The sequence below is a fragment of the Lentisphaerota bacterium genome (genome assembly GCA_016873675.1).
GTDB lineage: Bacteria > Verrucomicrobiota > Kiritimatiellia > RFP12 > JAAYNR01 > VGWG01.
In genome coordinates this window covers 1-26,837 of record VGWG01000035.1, presented here as the reverse complement: position 1 = coordinate 26,837, position 26,837 = coordinate 1, and the positions used below count along the sequence as shown (strand labels likewise).

Below are 26,837 nucleotides of genomic sequence, written 5' to 3'. Positions count from 1 at the left end.
AGATGGGACAGGACGCCGCCCCGGTGCGGCCGTACTGGCGACCCAGCGCTTCCAGTTCCTCGGTGGATTGGGCCGACAGGAGCCGTTCGGCCGCCTGGAGTACCTTGGCCTTCCGGCTCTGATTGAGAACCAGACCCGCGCCGATGAGGGCCAGAACCAGCACCGCCAGATAAACGGTCTGTTTCCCCTGGGCATGCCACCAGTCGTAGACAGGGAGAAGCTCCTCGGGAAGATTTTCGGGAATGGGCCGGGCCGGTTTGGCGGTCGCTGCAGGGTTCGCGGTTTTCTGGATGTCGCTCATGGTTGCCGTTCCTTGGGGTTCGTCTCTGGGTGACGGCCTGTATGTTACGGGGAACACCCCCATCAATGCAAACATAATCGAAGTGTTTACCTGGGCAGCCACGGCCGCTATACTGGGGTTCTTTCATCAGGCATAGTTCAGAACTGGGCGCGGAGTGTGGGTATGGCTGTTCCGATTCGCATTCATCAGGTGGTCAAGCGGTTCGGTTCCGTCCGGGCGCTGGACGGCGTGTCGCTGGAGGTGGACGCGGGCGAGCTTTTCTTCCTCCTTGGCCCGAGCGGGTGCGGCAAGACGACGCTGCTGCGGTGCCTCGCCGGCTTCTGCATCCCCGAAACGGGGTCGGTCGCCATGGGCGGGCGTGACGTGACCAACCTGCCGCCGTATCTGCGCGACACGGGGATGGTGTTCCAGAGTTATGCGTTGTGGCCGCACCTGACCCTCTTCGAGAATGTCGCCTTCGGACTGGAGATGCGCCAGGCTGGCCCGGCGGAGGTGCGGCGGCGGACGCTGGACGCCCTGGACCGGGTGCATCTGCTCGACCGCGCGCAGGCCCGTCCCAACCAGCTTTCAGGCGGCCAGCAGCAGCGGGTGGCGCTCGCCCGAGCGCTGGTCGTCGAACCGCAGTGCCTGCTGCTCGATGAGCCGCTCTCCAACCTCGACGCGAAGCTGCGGCTGGAGATGCGGACGGATATCCGGCGCATCTGCAAGCAGGCCGGGCTGACGGCCGTGTATGTGACGCACGATCAGAAGGAGGCGTTGTCGATCGCCGACCGGTTGGCCGTGATGCGCAACGGGCGGATTGAGCAGACCGGCACCCCGGCCGAGGTCTACCGGCATCCGGTCAACGCCTTTGTCGCGGGTTTCATCGGCGAGGGGAACTTCATTGACGGCACCGTGCTGCGCGACGAGGGGACGATCCTGCGCATCCGCACATCGGCGGGGCTGCTGGCCGCTTCGGCCACTGCCGATGCACCCCGGCCGGGCGCGGCGGTCCGTCTCTGCATCCGGCCCGAGTCTTTCCGCTTCGACCGTCCGCCGTCCGATTGTCCCAACACCTTCAACGGCCGCCTGCTGAGCACGGTCTATCAGGGCGAAATGGCCCAGCATGAACTGACTCTGGCGACCGAGGCCGGCGCGTGGGAGATCCGCGCGTTCGAACTGAATCCGCGCCAGCCCGTCGCGACGAATGAAACGGCCATCTGGGCCGACCCGGAACAGGTGATCGTGTTGCCCGCCGAGGCGGCGCTCGGGGAGGCGGCACGCGCATGAAGAATCTGCTGGTCGTTCTGGCCGCTGTGAGTGTCGTGGCGCTGCCGTTCATCTTCAGCCGCCAGGCGGAACGCTCGGAGTGGCGGCCCGGCCACCCGGTGCTGGTGGTGATCTCGCCGCATAACGAGGCGATCCGGCAGGAGTTCGGCGCTGGCTTTAGCGCGTGGCATCAGGCGCAGTATGGTGTCCCCGTCAAGGTGGACTGGCGGGTGATCGGCGGGACGACCGAGATCATGCGCTATCTGGTCTCGCAATACGCCAGCAGCACTCAGGCCAGCAGTGGGATCGACGTGTTTTTCGGAGGCGGCACGTTCGACCACGGCCGCGCGGCGGCGCAGGGGATCACCGTGCCGTTGTGGAAGCCCGGCGGTCCCGACGCGGATGCGGGCGAGGCGGCGGAACTTTACGCGCTGCTGCGGGACATTCCGCAAGAGGCGGGCGGCGAGACGTGGTGGACCGACGTCTATCTGGGCACGGTGCTGAGCACGTTTGGCATCTGCTACAACCCGGACCGGTTGCGCGATCTGGGCATCGCATCGCCGCCCCGGGTGTGGCGCGATCTCGCCGACCCCCGCTATTTGGGCCAGATCGGCGTGACCGATCCGACCAAGAGCGGCAGCGTGGCCAAGGCGTTTGAGATGATCATCCAGGAGCAATGCGGACAGGCGGTGGCGGCGGCCGGCTTCGATGCCGAGAAGGTGCGCGCGTTTGAGCGGCAGATCGCGGCGGCGCGCCTCCCGCCGGGCGTGATGCCCGAGGGGGTGCCGGCCGCCTATTCGGAGGCGGTCGCGCTTGGATGGATCCGAGGCGTGAACCTCGTTCGACTGATCGGGGCGAATGCGCGTTACTTCACCGACGGCGCGGGCAAGGTGCCGATCGACGTGGGCGACGGCATCGCCGCAGCGGGGATCGCGATCGACTTCTACGGGCGGTTTCAGGCCGAGTCGGCCAGGGCCCCCGACGGCGCGGCGCGACTGGTCTATGTGACGCCGCGCGGCGGATCGAGCGTCAGCGCCGACCCGGTGGGCATCCTGCGCGGCGCGCCACACCCGCAGCTGGCGCTCCGGTTCCTGATCTACGCGATGAGCCCCGACGGCCAGAAGCTATGGAACTACCGTCCCGGCACGCCGGGCGGACCCCGGCGGTTTGCATTGTGTCGGCTGCCGATCGGGCGGGCGTTCTATCCCTCCAACGATTCTGCGGGGCAGGCGGCCTGCGAGGCGCACCGGGCCTACACCACCGACGACCTGACCGATCCGGATGTCGACGCCTATGCGCTGGCCGCGCGGTTCGCCTACCAGCCCCGCTGGACTGGCCGGCACTTCGGCATTCAGCGCGATTTGGTCCGGGCGATGTGCCTGGATTCCGGCGATGAGCTGCGGGCGGCGTGGCGCGCGATCTGCGATGCCGGCGGCCCGGATGCCGCGCCCGAGGCGATGGCCCTGCTCCTGCGGATGCCCGACACGCCCGAACCGCTCACCTGGGCGTCGGCCATCGGCACCCTCAACACGGTCCGGCGCGAGGAGCTGCTGCGGGTCTGGACGGCGTTCTTCCGCCACAGCTACCGCGAAGCCGAAGCCCGCGCGCGGAAACGGTGATTCAAAGAACGCTCGGCGTGTGCGGCGCGGTTCACTGCGTACGGACGACGCCGTTGTTCGGCGGCTTTCAGGCATGGGTCGCAAGCACAGGGTTCGAGTGCTCAACCCCGATCAATCCATCAATAGACAAATCCTCGTCGATATCCGGCCAGTGAAGTCCGTAGCCGGACGGAGAGACCTCAAGTCGTTCTCTCTGACATTGAGTCGCACGCGCCAGACGGCGCGACTGTTCAGTCAGATCAATCTCGTAGGGCCTACCATCGACATCGAGATGCAGCAGGCTTCCCGAAACCGACACGTTTCGTACGTCATGCGCCTTATCCATTCCGTGTCTCCTGAAAGTCGTTCCACTGGTTAACAATGTAGTCAAAGTGATCGAAGATGATCCGGCGCGCGGCCCGCTTGTCGGCAGGGCTCATGTTGTAAGCATGCGCCTCGATCGCCTCGAAGCTGTCGGGATCGAGCCAATACTTCGCCTCTGCGTCGCCTTTCTTGCAATGCACATGAATCGGTTCATTCCCCTCATTCGCGTAGAAGTAGAACCGCCATCCGAGAATCATCAATATCGTTGGCATATCACATTTCCCAATGTCTGAGTTTATCACTGGCTGGCCGCCGTGTCACGCTTGGAAATCGGTCATTCAATGCGATTCAGAATTGCTGCTGTTTGTGCTTGCATTTGTATACCATAGGTATTAATCTACAAGCGTGTTCAAAGAGCGAACACTCTCATCCCGCATCAGGGGGCGGTCAAGTCTTTCCGTGTTGTCGTATTGAGCGGTGCGCGGCAGACCGGCAAGACGACCGTGCTGCGTCATCGGTACATGTGTATTATGAATGCACACTGCACAGCGCCCCTATTCGACGAGCTGATGAATGAACGATCTCACCGCCGGTCGGAGATCCTCTGGCGTACCGCACTGTGCTTTTCTGTCGTCGTCACCGTCATGCTCTTGGTCAGCACCGCATTCATCTGGTCCCGAAGCGAGTTCGTGGAGACCACGCTGGTTCCCAAGAATCCTGATTCTATCCCCCGCAGCGGCGTCTTCTTTGCCGACACAATCGAATGGGTCGAAGTCCCCGCTCGGCCTTTCCGAACAATGGTGTCTGCCGTGTTCTACCCTTTCTTTCTTTGCCTCCTGGTTGCTCTGGCCATCGCGGCGTCCGTCTTGCGCTCAAACACACGGGCGAGACGCGCGGTCGCACTCATGGCTTTTCTGCTTCTCGACCATTTCATCGTGCTCGTGTTCTGTGTCCGATTGATACTTTCAAGATGGAAGACTTGACCGTCGAACAAGAAGGCTCCACGCTATCGTCGCTGGCGAGAACGGGTCGGGGACAGGCAAACTGTGCGCGTAGTCTTAATCTCCCGTTTTAAGAGCCCCTTGCAAAACCCCTCCGGGGTGTTTGCAAGAGAGAAGTCACCTGTTTCACGGTGGCGCATGTCTCGGCGGGAGGTGTCCGGTCTCATCCTGCGAATTCAACCCCGTTGAAACCCCTCCGATTTGCTTGTGGCGGCGCGGCCCGAAATCCGGTATCCTGTTCCCCAATTGTCATGAGCAGAAAACCTACACACTTTGATTTCTGGTATGCGGTGAACAACACCGAACTCCTCGTGCTGCCCACGCGCCACCTCGAAACGTTCGGCAACACGCTGATCAACTACACGCTGGTCAGCGAGCTGATGGACTCGGTGGGACAAGTGCGTGTGCGCGAGGGGCGGATGCAGGCCATGCGGCCGCAGATCATCACGCCGGAGGCCTATTCGCGCATGGTCCTGGAGGGTTTTGGCGAACAGGCGGAGCAGTATCTGGAGTGGTTGCGCGAGCACGAGGATCAGGTGCGGGTGCTCCGCTACGGCTACACGCTCAAACAGGAGGCGTTCAGCGAACAGGTGGTGACCGACAGCCTGGAGAACGTCTTGGGACGGGTCAAGGAAGCCGCGGCCGACCGCAAGGATCCCTTCTGCGCCGTGATCAAGGGCGTGGACACGCCGTGGGATGTCTGCCTGATCCGGCTCTTCTGGCAGACGGTGCAGAATTCCGCCCAGGCCAACATCCGCGAGTTGAGTGAACGCCATCTGTTCGAGATGCGCGACGGGATTCCGATGGCGGTGCGGGAGGAGATCGACACGGCCTTCGCCGCCGCCGAGAAGGATGCCACGCGGGTCAAGCAGCTTGGCAAGCTGCTGCAGGATAAAGGGGTGTTCGAACACTATCAGGACCGATTCTTCTCCTTGGTCCGGCGGAGGGGCGAATGAGCGAAGCGCAGACGACGCCCGGCAGGCGGGCGCGGGTGATCGCGGTGGCCAACCAGAAGGGCGGCGTGGGCAAGACCACGACCGTGGTCAATCTGGCGGCGTCTCTGGCGCTGGACGGTCAGACGGTTCTGCTGATCGACCTCGACCCGCAAGCCAACGCCACGAGCGGTCTGGGCGTGCCGTTGCAGCCGGGCGTGAGCCTCTATCCGGTGCTGACCGGCGCGGCCGATGTGGCCGACATCATCCAGCCAACCCCGTATGAGAGGGTGAACATCATCCCCTCCGAGCTCGATTTGGCCGGCGCCGAGATCGAAATCGCCCGCATGGGCGACCACCTGCAGGCCGTGCGCAAGGTGATCGTCCGCGTGCTGGAGTCCTGCGTGTTTGACCACATCCTTCTGGACTGCCCCCCCTCGCTGGGCATTCTGATGACCTCGTCGCTGGCCGCCGCCGACGGGGTGCTCGTGCCCATGCAGTGCGAATATTACGCGATGGAGGGGCTGAGTGTGATCACCAACCTCGTCAATCGCCTGCAGAGCAGCGGCGTCAACCCCGCCCTGCGCCTGCAGGGCATCCTCATGACCATGTTCGACGGCCGCACCAACCTGGCCGGCGATGTGGTGCAGGAGGTGCGCACCCATTTCGGCGACGCGGTCTATCAGACGGTCATTCCCCGCAACGTGCGGATCAGCGAAGCGCCCAGTTTCGGCCAGCCCGTCGTCTCCTTCGACCCCGCAAGCCGCGGCGCGCAGGCCTACCGGACCTTCGCCCGGGAATTCGCCGCCCGCGAACACGCCCGCCCCGCGTGCGTCTAACCCGAAAGATAGGCCGGCTATGACTCCCTGTTCGACACACATGATCGCGCCCGGCACGCGCGTCGCCGTGCTGGGCGCGGGCGTGAGTGGCGTGGCCGCCGCCCGTATGGTCTGCGCGCACGGGGGGTCGGCGCAGGTGCTGGACGAGGGCTCAGCGCCCGTCGCGGCGCGCGAGGCGCTGAGCGCCTGCGGCGCGACCTACCGCGGCGGCGGCGGGTTGTTTCCCGGCGACCCCTTCGATCTGTGCGTGGTGAGCCCGGCCTTTGCGGCCAATCACCCGTGGCTGGCCGCCTGCGCAGCGCGCGGCATCCCGGTGATCGCCGAGATCGAGCTCGGCGCGCGTCAGTGGCCGGGCCGCATCCTCGCGGTGACGGGCAGCAAGGGAAAAAGTTCGCTGGTCAAACTGTGCGCCGAAACGCTGTGCGCGGCGGGGGTTCGCGCGGCACCGTGCGGCAATTACGGAATCCCCCTGTGCGCGCTCGCGCTGGACACGCCCGACCTTGCGTGGGCGGTGGTCGAGGTCAGCTCGTTTCAGCTCGAATGGACCAGGACCTTCGCGCCCGACGTGGCGGTGCTGCTCAACGTCCAACCGGACCACCTCGACCGGCACGGCACGTTCGACGCCTACCGGAGGATCAAAGAGCGGCTGTTCCGCCTGCAGACGCCGCAGGGTGTCGCCCTTCTCCCGGCAGGGTACGAGACGCGCCATGGTCCAGTCGCCACCGCCGCGCGCACGATGACATTCGGCGCGGACCCCTCGGCCGACTGGCGCTATGAGGGTCATGCCGTGACCTCAACCGTCTGGCCTTACGCACGAGTGGTCGGCCTGGGGGGGACGTGGTTCGACAACCCGGTGCTGGGGCTGGCCGCAGCCGCCGGATGCGCGGCGCTGGCGGCGTGCGGGCTGGGCGCGCCCGAGACTGCGGCCGGTCTGCGGGCCTTCGCGCCGCTCCCGCACCGGATGCAGACCGTTCTGGAGCATGCGGGCGTCCGCTACGTCGACGACTCCAAAGGGACCAGCCTGGCCGCGCTGGCTGCGGCCCTCACGATGGCCGGACGACCCGTCCGGTTGATCGCCGGCGGGCGCCTCAAAGAGTCCGATTTATCAGGCGTAAAAGAATTGCTGACAAGACACACCCGAAGGGTATATCTTATTGGCGAATCCGCGCATCAGATGGCTGAGGCGTGGCACGGCGTGGCATCGTGCGAGATCTGTGAGACCATGGATCGAGCCGTTGCGCGCGCGGCAGACGAGGCGGTGCCAGGCGAGACCGTGTTGCTCTCGCCCGGTACGGCGAGCTTTGATCAATTTAAAAATTATCACGAACGCGGCGAACGGTTTGCGCAGGCGGCCCGTCAGGTGACAGCGTGCGCGGCGCGGCTCTTCGACCGATAGCAGGAGGACGAACAATGAATGTGACGCGACAGAATGGGACGATGTGGATAGGGGCTATCCCGGCGCTGGCCAGCGCCTGTCTGATGCAGGGTTGCGGTTTGATGGGGTCTTCCAAGCAGCCCGAGGTCCAGGCGGTCCCCCAGAACACCACGCCCGTGATTGTTGACGTGAGCCCCGACATCGCTCCGTTGCGGTTGCAGACTGCCGGACCGATCACCACGCCTTACACCGTGGGCAAGGGCGACACCCTTTCGCTCATCGCCGCGCAGTACGACCTGCGCTGGCAGGACATCGCGGCAGTCAACCCGGATATCAACGCCAATAAGCTCCGCCCCGGCCAGGTGATTCAGCTTCCCGGCCAGGTGAATCTTGCCAGCAAAAAGGCGGTTTCCAGCGCTCCGGTCAAGAAGGCTCCCGCTGTGGTCACGGCTGGAAAGACGATCTCGTACAAGGTGCAGCCGGGCGATTCACTCTCGACCATCGCCCATCGGCACGGCGTGAAGATCGCCGACATCAAGCAACTCAACATGCTCACGTCCGACGTCATCCGCGCAGGACAGACGCTGAAGATCGCCAATCCGACCAAAACCCCCGGACCCAGTTCGGCGACCCAGCCTGCGGCCGTGAAGGCCCCCGCCATCAAGGCGCCCGCCGCTCTCGTGACGCCGCCCGTGAAGGCCGAGACGCCCGTCGTGCCTGCCATCACAGGAACGAACGCCAACCCCCTCCCGCCGAAACCGGCCAGCACGCTTGAGTCGCCGAGCGATGCGACCCCGGCCGTGGTGAATCCGACCGTTGCGCCCGCCGCGCCCGAAAGCTTCCGCCTCTACACGGTGAAGGAGAACGAGGATGTGTACGCGATCGCCATCGCCTGGGGGGTGAGCCCCAACGAGATCAAGACCCTGAACAACCTGACCGGAAATGAGCTGCAAGCCGGCAAGGTTATCAAGATTCCGGTCGAGCAGACGACGCCGTGAGGTCCTTGAGTCTCGGCGATGCCGCGGGTGGATGACCATGCGCAGGGTTTTGACAGCATTGTGTATGGCGGTCCTGGGTCTGGTCCTCTTCGGGCTGATCAGCGTCGGCAGCGCCAGTTCTGTCCGCGGCGCATCGATCCATGGTGACCCGCTTTATTTCACCTACCGTCAGATTGTCTGGTGCCTCGTGGGATCGGTCGGTGCCATCGTTGCGGCCCGGATTGACTACCACGTCTGGCGCCGGCGGGGGGTTTACCTCACGCTGGGGACGATCCTGCTGCTGGCGCTGGTCTTGGTGCTGATCCCCGGAATCGGATCCGAAGTCAACGGGAGCCGGCGCTGGATTCGTCTCGCCTTCTTCTCGCTCCAACCGAGCGAGTTTGCCAAGCTCGGCGTGGTGATCCTGTTTTCGGTCTGGATGGACTCCATCACCTGGCACGCGAAACGGTTTTTTAAAGGATTTCTCTACCCATGTCTCGCGCTTGTCGTCGTGCTGACCCTGATGATGTTGGAGCCGGACTTTGGCGCCACGGCTGTCACCGCCGCCCTTGCAGGTGCCATCCTGTTTGCGGCAGGCACACGCTGGATCTATTTGATTGGCAGCGGCATCCTCGGGGCTGCGGGCATTGGCGTGATGGTCTGGCAGGACCCGGTGCGGCTGGGTCGGATTGAGGCCTGGCTGGCGGGGGCCGACAGCGGCTCCGCTGCCTCACACCAGATGAAGCAGTCGATTCTCGCGTTTGTCAATGGCGGCTTTTCCGGCGTTGGCATCAACAACAGCATGCAGAAACAATTCTACCTCCCGGAGGCTCACACCGATTTCATCTTCGCGATCACCGGGGAGGAGTTCGGGCTGGTGGGTACGCTGGGCGTCGTCCTGCTGTTCGTCGTCCTGCTGGTGTGCGGCATCTGGATCGCCTTCAAGGCCCCCGATCGGCTCGGCCGGCTCATCGCCTTCGGGCTGACGCTGTCGATCGTGCTGCAGGCGGCGCTCAACATGGGCGTCGTCATCGGCGCCCTGCCGACCAAGGGCCTGGCTCTTCCGCTGCTGAGCTATGGCGGCACCAACATGCTGGCCACCCTGACGGCCATCGGCATCCTGATCAACATCGGCCGCCATGCCGAGGAGGTCGAGGCCGACTCCCATGCTCACAGGGTTCGTAATGCCGCAAAAAGGATATGAACGATGCGGATCACCGGCGGCATTCATTGCGGACGCAAGCTGAAAGCGCCACCCTCTCTGGCGGTTCGCCCGACGCAGGATCGGGTGCGCGAAGCCCTGTTCTCGATGCTCGCGGGCGCGTTCCCGAGACTGGTCTTTCTCGACTTGTTCGCCGGCTCCGGGGCGGTGGGGTTTGACGCGCTGAGCCGCGGCGCGGATGAGGTCGTCTGGGTCGAGGCCGACCGGCGCAACTGCAGCGTGCTGGCGGAAAATCTTTCCACGCTCGGCGCGACCGGCGGCCGGATCGTCTGCGCGGACGCCTGGCGCTGGGTTCGGGGGCCGGGCCGCAATCTGCGCGCCGACGTCGTCTTCGCCGACCCGCCCTACGCCGACGCGCAGGCCATCGGCTTCGGGGCGCTGATGGGCGATTTGATGGCCGGCGACGTCGTGCGCGCGGGCGGCTGGTTTGTCGCCGAGCAGCCCGTGCGAATGGATGTGCCGGACGTGCCCGACTGGGAGCTGCTGCGCGACCGCTCCTACGGCCGTACCCGGCTGGTCATTTACCGCCGATCCGATGGCGCACACGAGGAGACACACCGATGAGCGAACTGCTGTTTGCCGACTATGTTCCGAAAAATTTGGAGCCCGTTAATTCCATCGGGGCGAAATGGCTGCGTCTGCTGGCGGCCATGCCGTTGGAGTCTGTCGCGGGCGGCAAGCGGGTGTGCGTCAAGATGCACCTGGGCGGCGGCACCGGGTTCACCACCATTCATCCATTCTTCACCCGCAAGCTGATCGACCGCATCAAGGCGGCCGGCGCGCGCGCGGTCTTTATCGCCGATTCGCCGGGGTCGGTCGCCACAGCCGCCGAGCGCGGCTACACGGCCGAGACCGTGGGCTGCCCGCTCGTCTCCATCAGCGGTCCCGATGACCGCCACGTCCGCCTGACGCCGATCCAGCCACCGTTCGGCGCATTCCGGGAGGTCGAGATCGGGGCCGCGATCACGGACGCGGAGGCACTGATCGATTTTTCGCACATCAAGGGCCACGGCGCTTGTGGCTTCGGCGGCGCGTCCAAAAACCTGTCCATGGGATGCGTCTCCCAGCGGAGCCGCGGCGCCATCCACGCTCTGGAGGGCGGCCTGGACTGGGACCGGGCAAAATGTTCGCACTGCAACGTGTGCGCCGAGAATTGCGAAAATGGGGCTATTTCTTTCACGGAAGACGGCGGGTTCGATGTCTTCTACCACAACTGCAAATTCTGCCAACATTGCGTGCTGATCTGCCCCGAACACGCCATCCGCATGCTGGGAGGCCGCTATCGCGATTTTCAGCGCGGCATGGCGCTGACCACTCAGGCCGTGCTCGCCGGCTTTAAGCCCGAGAACCGCTACTTCATTAACCTGCTGATGAACATCACGATCTTCTGCGATTGCTGGGGCATGACCACGCCCAACCTCGTCCCCGACATCGGCATCCTCGCGGGATCGGACATCGTGGCGATCGAGCAGGCGTCGCTGGACATGATCCGGGAAGAGAAGCTGATTCCAGGTTCGCTCCCCGCAGGCTGGTCGCTGGGCGCGAGCGGCCATCTGTTCGAGAAGATACACGGCAAAGACCCCTATGCCGTCATTGCGTTCCTGCACGAGTTGGGCTTGGGCGGGCGTGATTACACGGTGCGCACGATGGATTGATCACAGGAGATTGCAAGACATGCATTACACGGTTCAGAAGACGGATCGGGCTCCGGCGCTGGACGCCGATTTTGATGGCGCGGCCTGGGCGTCTGCCCAAGCGGTTGTCGTGGGCTGTTTCCGCGAGGAATCGACCGCGCACCGCCCGGACGTGCGCGTCCGCGTTCTGCACAACGGCACGCACCTGTTCGTGCGATTCCACGTGAAGGACCGCTATGTCCGCTCGGTGCAGACGGCGTACATGGGGCCGGTCTGCACCGATAGTTGCACGGAGTTCTTTGTCCGCCCCAAGCCGGGCCAGGGCTATTTCAACTTCGAGGTCAATGCCGGCGGCACGCTCCACCTCTCCTACATTGAGGATCCCACGTTCGGACCCGACGGATTCAAGAAGTGGCGGCCGGTTGACCCCGTATGGGCCCGGCAGGTGGCGATCTGGCATTCACTACCGGCAGTCGTAGAACCGGAAATCACCGACCCCGTCGACTGGGGCAACGGCTGGTCGTTCCCCGTCTCTCTTTTGGAGTCCTACGTCGGCCCGATCGGAGACCTTTCCGGACAGACCTGGCGCGCCAACTTCTACAAGTGCGCTGATCGCACCTCACACCCCCACTGGGCCTCCTGGTCGCCGGTCCCGCGCCTCAGCTTCCACCTTCCGGAATGCTTCGGGGAACTTTCACTGGCGTGAGCCATCCCGGTCAAAGGCCCATGGTTTTCCAGACGCCCTGTGTCACGTCCCTAGTACTGAACGGTCGCCAGCGGCTGCCCCTTGACCACAACCGCGCCGTGTCCGACGAGAAAGTTCACCACCTTTAACGGCTTGTCTGCATTGATGGGGTTTAAGAGCTTCATGGCCTCGACGATGCAGAGCGGATCGCCCGCCTGGAGGCTGTCGCCTTCTTTCGCCAGTTCCGGTTTGCCTGGTCCGGGTGAACGGTAGAACGTGCCGCTGAGCGGGGCGTTAATCGTCGGCCCTGATACGAGAGGCGTTTCTGCCTTGGGGGCAGGTGCGGGCACAGGCACGTCAGTCAAAGCGACTGGTAAGCTGCCGGCCCCCAATCCCAGACGGCTCGCGAGCCCGACGACCAGCTTTCCGATCTCCGCAAACCGCTGCGTTTCTCCGGAACCCGCAGCCTGCTGACCGCCGGCCTCCGGCTTCTGCCCTCCGGCAACCTCTTTCTTCTGGCTTGCTCCTTCGAGGTCAGCCGGAATCGGGTCCCGCTGATCCGCAGGCTTGGCCCGCCACGTGAAATACCCCAGCGCCACCTCGGGGAAAAGACAATACGACAAGATGTCCTCTTCTTTCTCGACCAGCTTGGGGTCGAGCCGGGCGACCGCGTCGCTCAGGCCCGGCTTCAGCAGATCCGCCGGACGGCAGGTCACCGGCTCCTCGCCATTCAGAATCTGCTTGGCCAGCTTTTCGTTGATCGGTGCGGGCGACCGGCCGTAGAGACCCTTCACGTAGTCGCGCGTCTCCTGCGTCACCATCTCGTAGCGCTTCCCCGCCAACACGTTCAGCACGGCCTGAACGCCAACGATCTGGCTTGTTGGCGTGACGAGCGGGGGATAGCCCATGTCGGCACGCGTGCGCGGCAGCTCTTCCAGCACTTCGGGCAGCCGGTCCAGCGCGTTTTGCTGCTGAAGCTGAGACCGCAGGTTGGAGATCATGCCGCCGGGGATGTGATGTTCCAGCACGTCCGCATCCACCGACTCGCCCAAACCCACCGAGGGCTCTCGCATCTTCTTGAGCGCCTTAAAATGGGCGTTGGCTTTGGCCACCCGCACGTGGTTCACGCCTGTATCATAGCCCTCGCTCTCGAGAATCGCCACCAGCGATTCGGTGGGCGGCTGTGAGGAAAAGCCCGACAGGGTCGAAACTGCCGTGTCGATGGCGCCCGCGCCAGCCTTAACTGCCGAGAGGTACATGGCGACTGCCATGCCGCTGGTCATGTGTGAGTGAACCTGTACCGGCACCGTGACCGATTGGACGAGCGCCGATATCAGGGCGGTCGCGGCACCCGGAGTCAGAATACCGGCCATGTCCTTGATGCACAGCGTGTCGACACCCATGGCCTCTTGCTCTTTGGCGATGGCAACGAACTTCTCGACTGTATGCACCGGGCTGTAGGTGTAACAGATCGTGCCCTGCGCGTGGCCGCCGTATTTCTTGACCGACTGGATCGCCTGCTCCAGATTGCGCGTGTCGTTCAGCGCGTCGAAGATCCTGAAAATGTCCATGCCGTTTTCGCAGGCAAGCGCGATGAAACGCTCCAGCACGTCATCCGGGTAGTTTTTGTAGCCCAGAATGTTCTGTCCGCGCAGCAGCATCTGCAAGGGCGTCTTGGGGCAGGCCGCTTTGAGCTGGCGCAGCCGCTCCCAGGGGTTCTCGCGCAGAAACCGCAGGCAGACGTCGAACGTCGCCCCGCCCCAGCACTCCAGCGAGTAGTAACCCGCGTTGTCGACCTCGCTGGCGATCGAAAGCATGTCGTCCGTGCGCATGCGCGTTGCCCATAAGGACTGGTGCGCGTCACGCAGCGTGGTGTCGGTGATGCGTATGCGGCGCTTCGCGGCGGCCGCTTCAGGAATGATCTTCTTCATATGTGCTCCTTGTTCGTTAAGACTCTTCGACCGTCCTCATGTACCCGCTTGGCAACACGGCCTGTTGGGCCGTTCTTTTAGGACGGTCTACGCCTTCGGTGCGGCCTGAAAGGCAAAGGTTCTCGTGAGCGAAAAAACGATGATACGCTCGCCGGTGGCTGTGCTGATATCCGTGTGCAGACTTTTGACGTGCTGCCCGGTGATGTCATGCACCAGCACTTCGAGCAGAGGCCGCGCCTTCTCGATAAGCTCCATGCGCACTTGCTTGATTAAGCTGCGCCCGTGGCCAGCGACCTCACTCTTCACCAACTGCCGTTCCGCAGGAGTGAGCACACCGCGCAGCCGTACGATGATCAGGTCATCGAGAATATAGGTGCGGGCTTCCTCCGGGCCGCGCCCCATGTACTCGCGCTCAAACTTGATGAGGGCTTCGCAGATCTCAGACTCGATCTCTCCCTTGGTCTTGTTCGATAACGCGGGCTTGGTCTTGTTCATGTGCAGCCTCCCAGTGTTTCTCCTCGACTCCGTTCATTCGAGACGGCCTTCGCGCGTCAACGCGGCTCAACGCGGTCTCCAGTGTCATGCGACGCCTTGGGGGCGTTTTGCCGCTACGAGCGCCTGGTCGGCTTGCTCAACTTCGTCCGACATGTTTTTGCGGTACTCGATCAGGCGGGCACGCAACGCGGTGTCTGTCAGCGCGAGGATCGCGACAGCCAGCAACGCCGCGTTCTTCGCCCCCGTCTTGCCGATGGTCACTGTCGCGACCGGAATGCCGACGGGCATCTGGACCATGGACAGCAGTGAATCCAGACCGCCGAGGTCGCTGGTTGTCATCGGCACTCCAATGACCGGTAACGGGGTCATGGAGGCGAGCACACCGGCCAAGTGGGCTGCCTTTCCCGCGCCCGCGATGATGATTCGCACGCCGCGCGTTTCGGCGGAAAGCGCGTACGTCCGTGCTATTTCCGGCGTCCGGTGGGCTGAAATCACCCGCATTTCGTGCGAGAGACCAAACCCAGAGAGAATGTCCGAAGCCTCTTTCAGTGTCTCCAAATCGGACTTGCTTCCCATGACGATCGATACCAACGGTGCTGTCTCAGTCTGCATGTGGACCTCTCCTTTCTTTGTTTACTCTGCTTGTGCTTATGCCTGTTCGATTCCCGCCGCGCGACAGAGCCGATCATTGATCGCGCGACCCAGCCCCACGTTGGGCACAGGTTCAGCGACAATCCAATCCAATCCCTGCTCATCCAGCCGGCGCATGGCGCCAAAGAGGTTCGCGGCGGCCTCGCGCAGGTCTCCGTTTTCCGAAAGGTATTCTATGGCGGCAAACGGGCCGGCGCGAGACGTGTTCTTGAATGCCAGAAGCCCCGTCCTCTCCCCGGCATGCGCGCACCCGGATTCCGGCCCACTCAGGACGTGAAACCGCGTACGAGGCGCGTAGTGCCGGGGCAGCATGCCGGGCGAAAGCACCGTCTTCTGGCTCGCCAAAGGCGTCTTGGCCACCGCCCCGATGAGCGCTTCGATGTCCTCAACCGGCACACCGCCGAGACGCAACAGGACCGGAGGCCCGTCACAAAAAGAGAGGATGGTGGATTCAATCCCGACCGAGCAGGTCCCGCCATCCAGCACAAGGTCGATGCGCCCGCCCAAAGATCCCCGCACATGGTCTGCGGTCGTGGGGCTGGTGTGCCCAAACGGATTGGCGCTGGGTGCGGCAATCGGCAGACTGGTTTGCCGAATCAGTTCCAGCGCCATCGGATGCCGGGGCATGCGCACGGCGACCGTCGGCAGCCCCGCAGTGACCAGATCGGGCACGCTTGCCGCCTTGGGCAAAATCAAGGTCAGCGGGCCGGGCCAGAATCGGGCGATCAGCGCGTGCGCTTCAGGAGGGACTCGCTCGGTCAAGCGTTCCACGTGCTCCACGCTGTTGACGTGGACAATCAGCGGGTCGAAACGCGGGCGTTGCTTGGCCTCAAAAACACGCGCGACTGCTTTTTCATCAAACACCACGGCTCCCAGTCCATACACCGTCTCGGTGGGAAATGCGACAATGCCGCCGCGGCGCAACAGCTCGGCCGCGCTGTGGAGCAGTCCGGGACTCCTCCTCTCCTGCCGCCACATCTCAAGGCATGCCAGCACCCACTCGGCAGCCTCGCGAATTCCCGGCACCGTGATCCCGCCCGCTGGGATTTCATGTCTGTGTTTCAGCCCATGACCGGTCAGAACATGGAGACCCTGGGCCCCGACACCGAGGGCCAGCTCGATGTCGCAGGGGTGGTCGCCGACGACAAATGAACGGCGTAAATCAAGGCCGAAATCGCGTGCAGCCGCTTCCAGAAAGAACGGCTTGGGCTTGATGCAGTCGCACCCGTCCTCGCGTTGGTGCGGGCAGCAGTAGAGCGCCGTGACGAGCACCCCCTTTTGGCGCAGATGGTCCACCACGAAGGCGTTGACCCGATCCGCCTCAGCAGCCGTGACGAGGCCTTTCCCCACCCCGGACTGGTTCGTGACAATGAACAGTCGAACATGTGCCTGAAGTCGTCTGAGAGACTCCACCGTCTCGTCGTAAAACACGACCTCGCGCGGATCGCGCAAGTATCCGCGATCTTCGATCAGGGTGCCGTCGCGGTCGAGAAACACCGCCGGCTGTCCCGAAGGAAGCGCGCCAAGAGGCGGATTGACAGCGGTCACGACCGTTCCTCCAATCTCACGTAGGGGTTCAGCGTGGGCCCCATGTAGATTTGGCGGGGCCGGTAGATGCGCGTTCCCGGCTCGTCCATGATTTCCTTGTAGTTGGCGATCCACCCCGGCATGCGCCCCATGGCAAAAACGACCGTGAACATTTCCGTCGGGATACCGATGGCCCGCATGATAATACCGCTGTAGAAATCAACATTCGGATACAGCTTGCGCTCGATGAAATACGGATCCTGCAAGGCGCTCGCCTCCAGCCGCTGGGCGATGTCCAGCAGCGGGTCCGTGATCCGAAGCGCCTGGAGCAGGTCGTCGCAGGCCCTCTTGATCAGCGCGGCACGCGGGTCATAGTGCCGATAGATGCGGTGGCCAAAGCCCATAAGCCGTTTCCCGCTTGTCTTGTCCTTGGCGGCGGCGATAAAACGCGACCCGTCGTCTCCGGAGGCGTGGATGTCCTCCAGCATCTCGATGACTGCCTGGTTGGCGCCCCCGTGCAGCGGACCCCACAAGGCACTCACACCCGCCGCCGCGCTGGCCAGCAGATTGGCCCGGCTGGACGCCACCATGCGCACGGTGGAGGTCGAGCAGTTCTGCTCATGGTCGGCATGCAAAATGAGGATCAGCTCCAGCGCCCGCAGAACCTCTGGTTTTAAGAAGTAGTCCTCATACGGGTCTGAAAACATCATGTGCAGGAAGTTGGCCACGTACTTGAAAGACGGCTTGGGATAAATGATCGGCATTCCGCGTGACTTGCGGTAAGAGAACGCGGCGATGGTGCGCACTTGCGAAATGAGCCGGGCGGCATGGAGGTCGAAGAAAGGGGCCGTCGGATGACCGATGGACAGGCCCGGGTAGAAGCAACTGCTCGCATTGATCATCGTCGACAAGATGGCCATGGGATGGGCGTTTGAGGGGAATCCCTCGAAATGGTACTTCATGGCCTCATGCAGGTTTTCGTTCTGCGTCAGCAGATTCGAAAAACGCTGGAGTTCCGCCGCAGCGGGCAGCTTCCCGTAGATCAGCAGATACGCCGTTTCCACAAAGGTGGAATGCTTGGCCAACTCCTCGATGGGTATCCCGCGGTAGCGCAAGATGCCCTTGTCGCCGTCGATGAATGTGATTCGGCTGGTGCAGGACCCCGTGTTGGCGTATCCGCCATCGAGCGTGATCGCACCCGAGCTGTCGCGCAATGTGGCAATGTCGACGGCTCGCTCCCCCTCGGTTCCGATGACGACCGGGAGGTCAATGTGTTTGCCGTCGAGTTCGATTCGCGCCGTTTGGCTCATGACGAATTTTCCCGCGTGACCGCTAGGACAGGCTCCTGACAAACCGGTCCATGCGCTCCAATCCCTTTTCAATCGTGCTCAGTCCCGTGGCGTAACTGATGCGGACATAGTCGTCGGCACCGAAGGCGATGCCCGGCACGGCGGCGACTTTCTCCTGCTCCAACAACCGGGCGCAGAACGCCGTGGAGCTGAGCCCGGTCGCCGAGATGTTGGGAAACAGGTAGAAGGCGCCCTTCGCGTTGCAGCAGGTGATGCCCGGAATGGCGTTGAGCCGCTGGTGCGCATACCGGCGGCGTTTGTCGAATTCCGCCAGCCATTTCGGGAGGTGATCTTGCGGACCCTGCAGCGCGGCAACCGCGCCCTTCTGCGCGAAACTGGTCGGGTTGCTCGTGCTGTGGCTCTGGACGGCGTCAATGGCCTTGGCGATCGGCCCCGGTGCGGCGCAGAAGCCCAGGCGCCACCCCGTCATGCTCCACGCCTTCGCAAACCCATGGACGATGATGGTGTGTTCGAAATGCGCCGGACCGAATGAGGCCACGCTGGTGTGCGTGGCCCCGTCATACAACAGGTGTTCGTAGATCTCGTCGCTCATAATGAGCACGCCCGTTTCCACGCAGACATCGCCGAGCGCCTTGATTTCTTCGGGCGTGTAGACGGTCCCGGTCGGATTGCTCGGGGAATTGAGAATGAACAGGCGGGTGCGCGGGGTAATGGCGGCGCGTAACTGATCCGGTGTGACTTTGAACTCGGACCGGTCAGTCGTTTCCAGCACGACCGACCGGGCACCGGCTAGCTTGACCATTTCGGGATAGCTGAGCCAGTAGGGCGCCGGAATAATGACCTCATCGCCCTCCTGGCACGTCGCCATGATCACGTTGAAGCAGGAGTGCTTGCCTCCGCAAGAGACGATGATCTGGTTCGGTTTGTAGGTGAGCCCGTTTCCACGCGCGAACTTATTCGCAATGGCCTCGCGCAACTCCGGCGTGCCGCTGGCGGGCGTGTACTTGGTGAACCCTGCCGCCAGCGCAGACACGGCGGCATCCTTGATGTGCTGCGGCGTATCAAAATCGGGCTCGCCGGCTCCGAACCCGACGACGTCCAGACCGTCGGCTTTCATCTGCTTGGCTTTGGAGTCAATGGCCAATGTGAGTGACGACGACAGCGTCGCCGCGCGGTGGGATATTCTGTAGTTCACGCGTACGTTCCTTCGGATGCGTTGTTCAAGCGAGCCGACTTTGGCTGGGCTCGCCGGTGATCAGCCGTAATGCTTCACGATATTTCGCGGTTGTCTTAGCCACAATTTCGCCGGGCAGGGTCGGCGCGGGCGGCTGCTTGTTCCACCCCAGAGATTCGAGGTAATCGCGGACGAATTGCTTGTCGAAGCTGGGCTGTGCCGTGCCCGGTTTGTAACCCGCTGCTGGCCAGAAGCGGGATGAGTCTGGAGTCAGGACCTCGTCAATCAGAATTAACTCGTCGCCGACCAGGCCAAACTCAAATTTGGTGTCCGCGATGATCACCCCATGCGTGAGGGCTATTTCCGCTGCGGCACTGTAGAGATTCAGGCTCACATCCCGAACTTTTCGTGCGATCTTTTCGCCGAGTAAGGCAAGGGTCTCGTTGAACGTGATGTTCTCGTCGTGGAGGCCCTGCGCGGCTTTGGTCGAGGGGGTGTAAGACGGCTCCGGCAAACAATCGGACTCACGCAAGCCGCTCGGCAGCTTCAGTCCACGGAAGGTGCCGGTGCTGGCATATTCCTTCCACGCCGAACCGCTCAGGTAGCCGCGAACGATGGCTTCGATCGGCAGGGGCTTCGCTTTTCGGACGATCATGGAACGGCCCTCCAGCGATTCCCGTGCAACGGGGTCGCGGATGACAGACAATTCGGTCCCGCAATAGTGGTTCGGAACGATGTCCGCCAATTTGTCGAACCAGAACCGGGACAACTGCGTCAGCACGCTCCCTTTGCCAGGAATAGGCGTGGGCAAGACCACGTCAAAGCAGGAGATCCTGTCGGTCGCGACAATCAATAAATTTTTGCCCAGATCATAAACATCCCTGACCTTGCCGCGCGACAGCAATGGGTATTCGGGAAGCTGTGATTGTAGCATCGGCTTTTCGTTCATTGCGGGCTCCTCTGGCTGTAACGGGAGTTTACGGATAACAAAAAAGGCCAGCGCGGTCGTGTCATGACCTTTGCCGACCTTGCGCTTCGATAAGCCCCCCGCCCAAGCGGGCCGCCATCAACTCACAATCTGTGAAGGTTGGATCGCAACTGCCTCCTTGAAGAGGACAGCCCGATGTGCTCGTGTTGCCGCTGCAATATAGAGCACCCGTTGCCGAAAGTCAAGCCCGGTTTTCGAAGGGTAGTGGTTTTTTCACGGCGTTTTTTCACGGCGGTCGAAACGAGTCGACTAGCGACGCGCCTTCCACCCTCTTGTTCGGCCTCTCTCTTCCCGCACCAGATCCACCAGTTCCTCTGTCGAGATCCGAGCTCCGACCGACGGAACATCCAAAGGGGAGACCGGCGACTTCTGGGGAACCAAGGTGAAGCTCCTGCCGTCCCGCCGCTGGATGATGACGCTGCCCGTCGACTCCGCTTTGTCGAGAACGCTGGCCAGCTTCTGTCTTGCTTCTGAGTACGTATAAACTTGCATTTCACACCTCCAGGAGTCTGATACCGATGTTCTTGGCTGCTTGTTTGAGCCCCTGATCCAGCGTCAGCAGCGGTGCCGCATGGCGAAAGGCGCAATCGAGGAAGTAGGCGTCGTATGCATACAATCCCGCTTGGTGGGCCAGCGAGAGCACATTGGCCATGTCCACCTTCACGTAGCGCAAGGGAACCGTGTGAAATATCCGCAACCCCTCCTGGGCTTCAGCCAAGGTCAGTCGGCGGCGCTTGAGCATTGCGGAGAACGCATTCCCCACTTCCCACGGAATGGCTCCCGGACCGAGAAGGGTGTGGCCAGCAGTGAGTCCGACGATGCGGTCGCGCTCTGGCTCGCCGACAATGACGGCCAGCAAGGCTGATGTGTCGATGACAATGTCCATGCGTCCCTCCTCCATCAATACCGGACAATTGTACAATATTACCGTGACGAGTCAATCGGCATCTTGTATCTCCCAGCAATTCTAATTATGACAGCCGCTATCGGGATCCAAATCGGGATCGGGACCGAAATCGACGAGAAAGCAAGGAATTCGATCCCGATAGCGATACCGATTTGGATACCGAAATCGACGACCATAATGAGAATGAGAATTGCTGCTGTCGGCTTGCCTGCCGTTGCGGTCCGCACTGGGTTTGCGCTATACTCCTTCACAATTATGAAACGCCTCCCGGAAATTCTCGCGCCAGCCGGTGACATGACCTGCCTGCAAACCGCGCTGGACGCGGGCGCAGATGCGGTTTACCTCGGCCTCGACACGCTCAACATGCGGCGGCTGGCCACCCGTAACTTCACCCGCGCGACCCTGCCAGAGGCCTCCCAGCGCTGCCGCGCGCGGGGCGTTCGCCTCTACCTCACCCTCAATACCATCGTCTATGAGCCCGAACTGCCGGAGCTGGAGGCGACGCTGCGCGAGGCAGCGCCATTCATCGACGCCGCCATCGTCTCGGACTGGGCCGCGGTCGGGGCCTGCAAGCGGCATGGTATCCCCTTTCACATCTCCACCCAGAAAAGCCCGCATGGTCCAGATCCAGATCCAAGACCAGCCCATCGCCATCGGCGACGCGCTCGCAATCCACGGCCCGACCACCGGCGTTATCGAACTGACCGTGACCGCGATGCGCCGTGACGATGAGGTCTGCACCCGTGCCGAGCGAGCCACCTGGGTCACGCTCCCCTGTGAATCGCGCGTTCGACTGAACGACAAGGTGTTTGTGGTGCGGGCGGCGCGCTAAATCCAAACGTCGGGGACAGACGAGCGGGTGGATGGAAGACCCTGCCTCAGTCGGTCCCCGGGTCGGCCCCCGTTGTCAGTGCCCCGCGCATGGCGGCCACGTCGGCCTGAAGCCCCGTCCAGAGGGTGAACGATGCTGCCCCTTGATGGACGAGCATGCCGAGGCCGTTCTGCGCGGCCGCGCCAGCCGCCTGGGCGACGCGCATGATCGGCGTGACCGGCGTCGTGTAAACCAGATCGTAAACCTTCTGCCCGCGATGAAAGGCGTCGGCCCCCAGAGGAAAAGGATCGCCATCATGCAACCCCAGCGACGTGCATTGCACGACCAGCTCCGCATCGCGGCAGGCCGCGGTCCACGCCGTTACGTCGGAGGGAACCACCCGCACCGGCACGCCGGGCGCCAGAGCGGCCAGTTCGGTGGCGAGTGCCGTCATCCGTTCGGGTGTGCGGTTGGCGAGCGACACCGTCCGTGCGCCGGCGCAGGCGCACGTGATGGCGATTGCCCGACCCGCGCCGCCGCAGCCAAAGACCAGAACCGACCGTCCTTCTGGCGAGCAGCCCAGCGACTCCTCCAGATCGCGCAGAAAGCCGATGCCGTCGGTGTTGAAGCCGGTCAGTCCGCCGTCGGCGTCGAAACGAAGGGTGTTGACCACGCCAAAACGCCGGGCCGATTCGTCAAGACGGTCGCAGATGTCGTACGCCGCCCGCTTCAGCGGAATGGTGCAGTTCACGCCGCCCGAACGGAAGTCGCTCAGGTTCGCGGCAAGCTCCACCTCAACGACATCGCGCCGCTCGTAGACAGCATCCAGCCCCAGCGCGCGAAAATTCGCGTTGTGCATCGCTGGCGACAGCGAATGGGCGACCGGATGACCAAATACAGCAAACCGACGTTGAGGCATCACCTGTCTCGCTTTCCGTTTGCCCCCCCCATCACCCCTCGCCGCGCGCAACGGCGATTTGGCCCGAACGCGAGAGATCGAGGATTTTGTAGGGCTTGAGCAACAACATGAAATCGGAGACCACGTCTGACGAGCCCACCATCTGCAGGGAAACGGATCGTTCGGTCACTCCGGCGACCGCCGCCCGGAAGAGCGTCGCAAGGTCCAGGACTTCGGCGCGCTGCGCCACCGAATCGGTCGCGATCTCCACCAGGATCAGTTCGCGGTCGAGATGGCGGGCGCCCGTGACATCCGTCACGCTGATCACGTCCACGAGCTTGCCCACCTGCAAGGTCACCTGCTCGAGCACGTGGTCGTCGCCGGGGACCACCAGTGTCATCTTCGAGATGGCCGGATCCTGCGTCGGCCCCACGTTGAGCGTTTCGATGTTGTAGCCGCGCCCCGAAATCAGCCCAACGATGCGCGCCAGGACGCCGGGCTTATTTTCTACAAGAGCGGTAATGATGTGCTTCATGATGGCTTTCCTTTCCCTGAAACCTGTCTCCCTGAACCCTGAAACCTGAAACCTGTCTCCCTGAAACCTGTCTCCCCTTCCGGCCGCCTCTAAGCGGCCGGCCTCAATCCACGATCATGGCCGACACCGCAGCACCGGGAGGCACCATGGGGAACACGTTCGCCTCGGGATCGACGATGCACTCGATGACCCACGGATGGGGGTCGGCAAAGGCGCGCTCGAGGATCGGCGCGACCTCGGCGGGCCAGGTCACCCGCGCGGCGCGCATGCCATGGGCCTCGGCGAGCTTCACAAAGTCAGGCCGGTAGACCGGCGCGGCGTCGTGATTGATCCGCTCGTTGACGGGGCGATTGGACGAGCCCAGCACCACGGCGGAATAGCGCTTGCCGTAGAACATCTGCTGCCACTGCCGCACCATGCCGAGATGACCGTTGTTGAGAATGATGATCTTGACCGGGATGTTATGCTCCACGGCCACGACCAGTTCCTGGGCGTTCATCTGAATGCCGCCATCGCCGCAAATCGCCACCACCAGCTCGCCCGGCCGGGCGAGCTGAGCGCCGATCGCCGCCGGGAGGCCGAAGCCCATGGTGCCGAGGCCGCCGGAGGAGATGAATGAGCGGGGCTGGACGTGGCGAATGAACTGCGTGGCCCACATCTGGTGCTGCCCCACATCGGTCACTATGATTCCCTTGCCCTTGCGCAACCGGTCAATCTCCTCCAGCACAAACATCGGTTGGAGCACCGAGTCGCTGTGGCGGTATTTGAGCGGATAGCGCTGTTTGAGCGCATCCAGCTCAGCGAGCCAGGCCGCATGTTCAGCGGGGTGAACGAGCGGCAGGAGCGCCTCGGCCGCCTCGCGAGCGTCGCCCCGAATGGAATAATCCACACGCACGCTCTTGCCAATGGCCGAGGGGTCGATGTCTATGTGCGCGATCTTCGCACGGGGGGCAAACTCGGCGATCTTGCCGGTCACGCGGTCGTCAAAGCGGGCGCCCAGCGAGATCAGCAGGTCGCACGCGCTCACGGCGAGGTTCGCCACGGCCGTGCCGTGCATGCCCAGCATGCGCAGCGCGAGGGGGTCGTCCTCGGGAAAGGCGCCGAGTCCCATCAGGGTGGTGGTGACGGGGATGTTCGCCTTGCGGGCCAGCGCGGTGAGCGGGGCGGAGGCGTTGGCGGCAATGGCGCCGCCGCCCACGTAGAGCACGGGGCGTTCAGCGCGGTTGATCGCCTCCGCCAACGCGGCCACCGCCTCGGGCGCGAGCACCGCGCGAGGATTGTAGCTGCGCAGGGAGACCGAGGCCGGGGGGCGCACGACGGTGAGCTGACGCTGCACATCCTTGGGGATGTCGATCAGCACCGGGCCCGGCTTGCCGCTGGTGGCGATGTAAAACGCCTCCGCAATGGCGGCCGGAATCTCATCGGCCGAGCGGACGAGGGTGTTGTGCTTGGTCACGGCGCGGGTGATGCCGATGGTGTCCGCCTCCTGAAAGGCGTCATTGCCGATTGCCGAGAGCGCCACCTGGCCGGTAATACACACCATCGGAATGCCGTCCATGTGGGCCGTCGCGAGGCCGGTCACGGTATTGGTTGCGCCGGGACCCGACGTCACCAAGCAAACGCCCGGCTTGCCCGTGGCGCGCGCATAGCCATCGGCCATGTGCACCGCGCCCTGTTCATGGCGGGAGAGGATGAAATGGACGGGCGAGAGGCACAGCACGTTGAAAATGTCCAGGACGGTGCCGCCGGGATAGCCAAAGACCACCTCGCAACCCGCGTGTTCGAGCCCGTCCACCACGCATTGGGCGCCGCTGCGTGGATCCGTTTCCTGCTTTTCCTTCTTCTTCATGTGCGTCTCCCCTGTTTTCTAACCTGAACTCTGAACCCTGATTTTTACGCTTGGTATCGAACAAAAAACCCACCGCCCTCTGACGGGTGCGGTGGGTGCTTTTTGGGGAGTGGGGGCAATCGGTGTGATTAAGCCGACCCACAGTCCGCACCCGCCGCAGCCGTCGTTACGACGCCTACGCCTACAAGCAGGAAGCCGCCACACCCACAGGGTGCGACGCTCATCCGATTGTTGGAGGGGTGCAAAATCATGCGTTTAGGATAACCGATGGATGGGATGATGTCAACCGGATATATTTATTATTTATCAGAAATAGCACTTGCTACCTGACGGGGTTCTTTGATACTATGCCCGTCGATGTGTGCGCCTGTAGCTCAATTGGATAGAGCATCAGACTACGGATCTGAGGGTTGCAGGTTCAACTCCTGCCAGGCGCGCCAGTATCAACGCGATTGCGGGGTGGAGCAGCCAGGCAGCTCGTCAGGCTCATAACCTGAAGGTCGCAGGTTCAAATCCTGCCCCCGCTACCACTTTCCGCCCCGGTTTTAATGGGAAAACCCCAATAAAACCGGGGTTTTTCGTTTCTAAGACGCTTTTAGCGTTTCTCGTGTTACGGTTTGTTTTAGGTTGTTTTGGTAGGGTCAAAAAACCAAACAATTAACACAACAAACCAAACAGCAAAAACACGAAAATACACACGCCCGCTTGTTTGATCCGGGTTCCGGTCTAACAAAAAAACGGATCCGCAAAGCGATGCGGGTCCGTTTTCGTTTCAGCGGGGTAGAGGAGTGCTACGGCTGTTCCGCGCCCTGTTCTCTTCCCGGCGCCGGGTCGCCGGCGTCCCAGATGTACATCCCCTCGGGCACGGGTACCCGGTTGCGCGAGAGCTCCCAGGTGGCGCCGGTCCAGACGTAGATCCGGCCGCGCATCCCCGGCCCGGCCCGCACTGGCGCGTCCGCCGATGGCACGAATACCACCCGCGGCCCCGCGCACCCGGCCAGCAGCATCGCCCCCGCCACCACTGCCCACTGCCACTGCTTACTGCGCACGGCCCCGCTCCTCTCTCCAGCCTCTGATTACTGCGGCCCGCCGTTATCGGCGGGCGTCCCACCCCTCCCGGCCTTCCATTCCGCCAGCCGCCGGTCGAGCCGCTCGCGCAGCCCCGGTTTCGCCGATACATCCTCGCCGGCTGTGCCGGTCTGGCTTTTCGCCAGCCCGGTCAGCCAGTCGAGAATCGCCTTGAATAGCGCCGCCCACATGCCGGCCTCACCCTTTTTTGGCCAGGCCGCGGCTCACCGTGTACCCCAGCGCCGTGAAGGCCGCCGTCACCAGCGCCACGACCTTCGGCCACACCCCCGTCTCGGGAATGGCTCCGCTGCCGATCAGCAATCCGACCAGCGTCGCCCCCAGCGTCAGCCAGAACTCGCTCGTCTTGTATCCAGGCTTCACCACCGTGTTGTCCGCTTCGCTCATCGCTCCCCCTTCCGCCGGTTGACCGGCTCTGTTGTTGCCCCAACCCACACACCCCCAAACCCACACACCCACACACCCCCAAACCCGGTCATGCCGTCGCCGCCCGCCTTACGGCACGCCCCCGTCCGGGGTCCCCGCTGCCGCCACTATCG

General features: G+C 63.2%; 29 protein-coding genes and 2 tRNA genes. 13 read left to right on the top strand and 18 right to left on the bottom strand.

Going from position 1 to position 26,837, the window contains the following annotated elements; genetic code table 11:
- The coding region (locus tag FJ222_06345) for a hypothetical protein (protein ID MBM4164043.1) at positions 1–301 on the bottom strand (301 nt) is incomplete at its 3' end.
- 162 nt (positions 302–463) lie between these two features.
- On the opposite strand from FJ222_06345, the gene FJ222_06340 reads away from it, so the two are divergent.
- Both FJ222_06340 and FJ222_06335 read left to right on the top strand, forming a co-directional pair.
- The gene (locus tag FJ222_06340) at positions 464–1,570 is read left to right on the top strand and encodes an ABC transporter ATP-binding protein (protein MBM4164042.1); all 1,107 of its coding nucleotides are present in this window, start codon (positions 464–466) and stop codon (positions 1,568–1,570) included.
- The gene (locus FJ222_06335; GenBank protein ID MBM4164041.1) at positions 1,567–3,168 is read left to right on the top strand and encodes an ABC transporter substrate-binding protein; all 1,602 of its coding nucleotides are present in this window, start codon (positions 1,567–1,569) and stop codon (positions 3,166–3,168) included. Before FJ222_06340 ends, FJ222_06335 begins: the two co-directional genes overlap by 4 nt.
- 67 nt (positions 3,169–3,235) lie before the next feature.
- Here the strand turns inward: FJ222_06335 and FJ222_06330 are convergent, their stop codons facing one another.
- Positions 3,236–3,493 carry a DUF2442 domain-containing protein gene (locus FJ222_06330; GenBank protein MBM4164040.1) on the bottom strand — a complete coding sequence of 86 codons (258 nt, stop codon included), beginning with the start codon at positions 3,491–3,493 and terminating at the stop codon, positions 3,236–3,238.
- Positions 3,486–3,743: a DUF4160 domain-containing protein gene (locus FJ222_06325; protein ID MBM4164039.1), complete on the bottom strand. Its 258-nt coding sequence runs from the start codon at positions 3,741–3,743 to the stop codon at positions 3,486–3,488. Before FJ222_06325 ends, FJ222_06330 begins: the two co-directional genes overlap by 8 nt.
- A gap of 980 nt (positions 3,744–4,723) precedes the next feature.
- Here FJ222_06325 and FJ222_06320 point away from each other — a divergent pair.
- The 8 genes from FJ222_06320 to FJ222_06285 are packed head-to-tail and all read left to right on the top strand — an operon-like array spanning position 4,724 to position 12,157.
- Positions 4,724–5,428 carry a hypothetical protein gene (locus FJ222_06320; protein ID MBM4164038.1) on the top strand — a complete coding sequence of 235 codons (705 nt, stop codon included), beginning with the start codon at positions 4,724–4,726 and terminating at the stop codon, positions 5,426–5,428.
- Positions 5,425–6,243, top strand: coding sequence for a ParA family protein (locus FJ222_06315; GenBank protein ID MBM4164037.1), 819 nt, complete (start codon positions 5,425–5,427; stop codon positions 6,241–6,243). Before FJ222_06320 ends, FJ222_06315 begins: the two co-directional genes overlap by 4 nt.
- Before the next feature lie 19 nt (positions 6,244–6,262).
- Positions 6,263–7,639 (top strand): UDP-N-acetylmuramoyl-L-alanine--D-glutamate ligase, encoded by a 1,377-nt coding sequence (gene murD / locus FJ222_06310; protein ID MBM4164036.1) that lies wholly within the window; start codon positions 6,263–6,265, stop codon positions 7,637–7,639.
- A gap of 14 nt (positions 7,640–7,653) precedes the next feature.
- Positions 7,654–8,616, top strand: a complete 963-nt coding sequence (locus FJ222_06305) for a LysM peptidoglycan-binding domain-containing protein (protein MBM4164035.1) — start codon at positions 7,654–7,656, stop codon at positions 8,614–8,616.
- Complete coding sequence (gene ftsW, locus FJ222_06300; protein MBM4164034.1) at positions 8,561–9,799, top strand: putative lipid II flippase FtsW; 1,239 nt, start codon at positions 8,561–8,563, stop codon at positions 9,797–9,799. The genes FJ222_06305 and ftsW overlap by 56 nt, the downstream gene beginning before the upstream one ends.
- A gap of 3 nt (positions 9,800–9,802) precedes the next feature.
- Positions 9,803–10,381, top strand: a complete 579-nt coding sequence (gene rsmD, locus FJ222_06295) for a 16S rRNA (guanine(966)-N(2))-methyltransferase RsmD (GenBank protein MBM4164033.1) — start codon at positions 9,803–9,805, stop codon at positions 10,379–10,381.
- Positions 10,378–11,472: a DUF362 domain-containing protein gene (locus FJ222_06290; GenBank protein ID MBM4164032.1), complete on the top strand. Its 1,095-nt coding sequence runs from the start codon at positions 10,378–10,380 to the stop codon at positions 11,470–11,472. Before rsmD ends, FJ222_06290 begins: the two co-directional genes overlap by 4 nt.
- Positions 11,402–12,157, top strand: a complete 756-nt coding sequence (locus FJ222_06285) for a diguanylate cyclase (GenBank protein MBM4164031.1) — start codon at positions 11,402–11,404, stop codon at positions 12,155–12,157. Before FJ222_06290 ends, FJ222_06285 begins: the two co-directional genes overlap by 71 nt.
- A gap of 50 nt (positions 12,158–12,207) precedes the next feature.
- On the opposite strand, the gene FJ222_06280 is transcribed toward FJ222_06285, so the two are convergent.
- From FJ222_06280 to FJ222_06240, 9 genes are all read right to left on the bottom strand, one after another.
- Positions 12,208–14,067 carry a pyruvate carboxylase subunit B gene (locus FJ222_06280; GenBank protein MBM4164030.1) on the bottom strand — a complete coding sequence of 620 codons (1,860 nt, stop codon included), beginning with the start codon at positions 14,065–14,067 and terminating at the stop codon, positions 12,208–12,210.
- Between the two features lie 87 nt (positions 14,068–14,154).
- A complete protein-coding gene (locus FJ222_06275; protein ID MBM4164029.1) occupies positions 14,155–14,562 on the bottom strand; it encodes a DUF2294 domain-containing protein in 408 nt (135 codons plus the stop codon).
- 84 nt (positions 14,563–14,646) lie between these two features.
- Complete coding sequence (gene purE, locus FJ222_06270; protein ID MBM4164028.1) at positions 14,647–15,174, bottom strand: 5-(carboxyamino)imidazole ribonucleotide mutase; 528 nt, start codon at positions 15,172–15,174, stop codon at positions 14,647–14,649.
- A gap of 36 nt (positions 15,175–15,210) precedes the next feature.
- Positions 15,211–16,875 carry a threonylcarbamoyl-AMP synthase gene (locus FJ222_06265; GenBank protein ID MBM4164027.1) on the bottom strand — a complete coding sequence of 555 codons (1,665 nt, stop codon included), beginning with the start codon at positions 16,873–16,875 and terminating at the stop codon, positions 15,211–15,213.
- A complete protein-coding gene (locus FJ222_06260; protein MBM4164026.1) occupies positions 16,758–18,050 on the bottom strand; it encodes a citrate synthase in 1,293 nt (430 codons plus the stop codon). The genes FJ222_06265 and FJ222_06260 overlap by 118 nt, the downstream gene beginning before the upstream one ends.
- A gap of 22 nt (positions 18,051–18,072) precedes the next feature.
- Complete coding sequence (locus tag FJ222_06255; GenBank protein MBM4164025.1) at positions 18,073–19,167, bottom strand: pyridoxal phosphate-dependent aminotransferase; 1,095 nt, start codon at positions 19,165–19,167, stop codon at positions 18,073–18,075.
- 103 nt (positions 19,168–19,270) lie between these two features.
- Entirely contained in the window at positions 19,271–20,173 is a 903-nt protein-coding gene (locus FJ222_06250) for a phosphoribosylaminoimidazolesuccinocarboxamide synthase (GenBank protein MBM4164024.1), read from the bottom strand.
- Between the two features lie 288 nt (positions 20,174–20,461).
- A complete protein-coding gene (locus tag FJ222_06245; GenBank protein MBM4164023.1) occupies positions 20,462–20,704 on the bottom strand; it encodes a type II toxin-antitoxin system Phd/YefM family antitoxin in 243 nt (80 codons plus the stop codon).
- 1 nt (position 20,705) lies between these two features.
- Positions 20,706–21,098, bottom strand: a complete 393-nt coding sequence (locus FJ222_06240; protein MBM4164022.1) for a type II toxin-antitoxin system VapC family toxin — start codon at positions 21,096–21,098, stop codon at positions 20,706–20,708.
- A gap of 276 nt (positions 21,099–21,374) precedes the next feature.
- Between FJ222_06240 and FJ222_06235 the strand changes: the two genes are divergently transcribed.
- A complete protein-coding gene (locus tag FJ222_06235) occupies positions 21,375–21,845 on the top strand; it encodes a hypothetical protein (protein MBM4164021.1) in 471 nt (156 codons plus the stop codon).
- A 152-nt stretch (positions 21,846–21,997) separates the two neighbouring features.
- Here FJ222_06235 and aroE read toward each other — a convergent pair whose 3' ends face one another.
- From aroE to ilvB, 3 genes are all read right to left on the bottom strand, one after another.
- Positions 21,998–22,849 (bottom strand): shikimate dehydrogenase, encoded by an 852-nt coding sequence (aroE, locus tag FJ222_06230; protein MBM4164020.1) that lies wholly within the window; start codon positions 22,847–22,849, stop codon positions 21,998–22,000.
- A 31-nt stretch (positions 22,850–22,880) separates the two neighbouring features.
- Complete coding sequence (gene ilvN / locus FJ222_06225; protein ID MBM4164019.1) at positions 22,881–23,363, bottom strand: acetolactate synthase small subunit; 483 nt, start codon at positions 23,361–23,363, stop codon at positions 22,881–22,883.
- A 103-nt stretch (positions 23,364–23,466) separates the two neighbouring features.
- The gene (gene ilvB, locus FJ222_06220) at positions 23,467–25,212 is read right to left on the bottom strand and encodes a biosynthetic-type acetolactate synthase large subunit (GenBank protein ID MBM4164018.1); all 1,746 of its coding nucleotides are present in this window, start codon (positions 25,210–25,212) and stop codon (positions 23,467–23,469) included.
- Between the two features lie 363 nt (positions 25,213–25,575).
- Between ilvB and FJ222_06215 the strand changes: the two genes are divergently transcribed.
- Positions 25,576–25,652: transfer RNA gene (locus FJ222_06215), tRNA-Arg, on the top strand.
- 13 nt (positions 25,653–25,665) lie between these two features.
- Positions 25,666–25,742 (top strand) — tRNA-Met (locus FJ222_06210).
- A gap of 261 nt (positions 25,743–26,003) precedes the next feature.
- Here the strand turns inward: FJ222_06210 and FJ222_06205 are convergent.
- Genes FJ222_06205 through FJ222_06195 form a run of 3 tightly spaced genes read right to left on the bottom strand, consistent with a single transcriptional unit; the run spans position 26,004 to position 26,685 of the window.
- Positions 26,004–26,261, bottom strand: coding sequence for a hypothetical protein (locus tag FJ222_06205; GenBank protein ID MBM4164017.1), 258 nt, complete (start codon positions 26,259–26,261; stop codon positions 26,004–26,006).
- A gap of 27 nt (positions 26,262–26,288) precedes the next feature.
- A complete protein-coding gene (locus FJ222_06200) occupies positions 26,289–26,471 on the bottom strand; it encodes a hypothetical protein (GenBank protein MBM4164016.1) in 183 nt (60 codons plus the stop codon).
- Between the two features lie 7 nt (positions 26,472–26,478).
- Positions 26,479–26,685: a hypothetical protein gene (locus tag FJ222_06195; GenBank protein ID MBM4164015.1), complete on the bottom strand. Its 207-nt coding sequence runs from the start codon at positions 26,683–26,685 to the stop codon at positions 26,479–26,481.
- Positions 26,686–26,837: the final 152 nt, after the last annotated feature.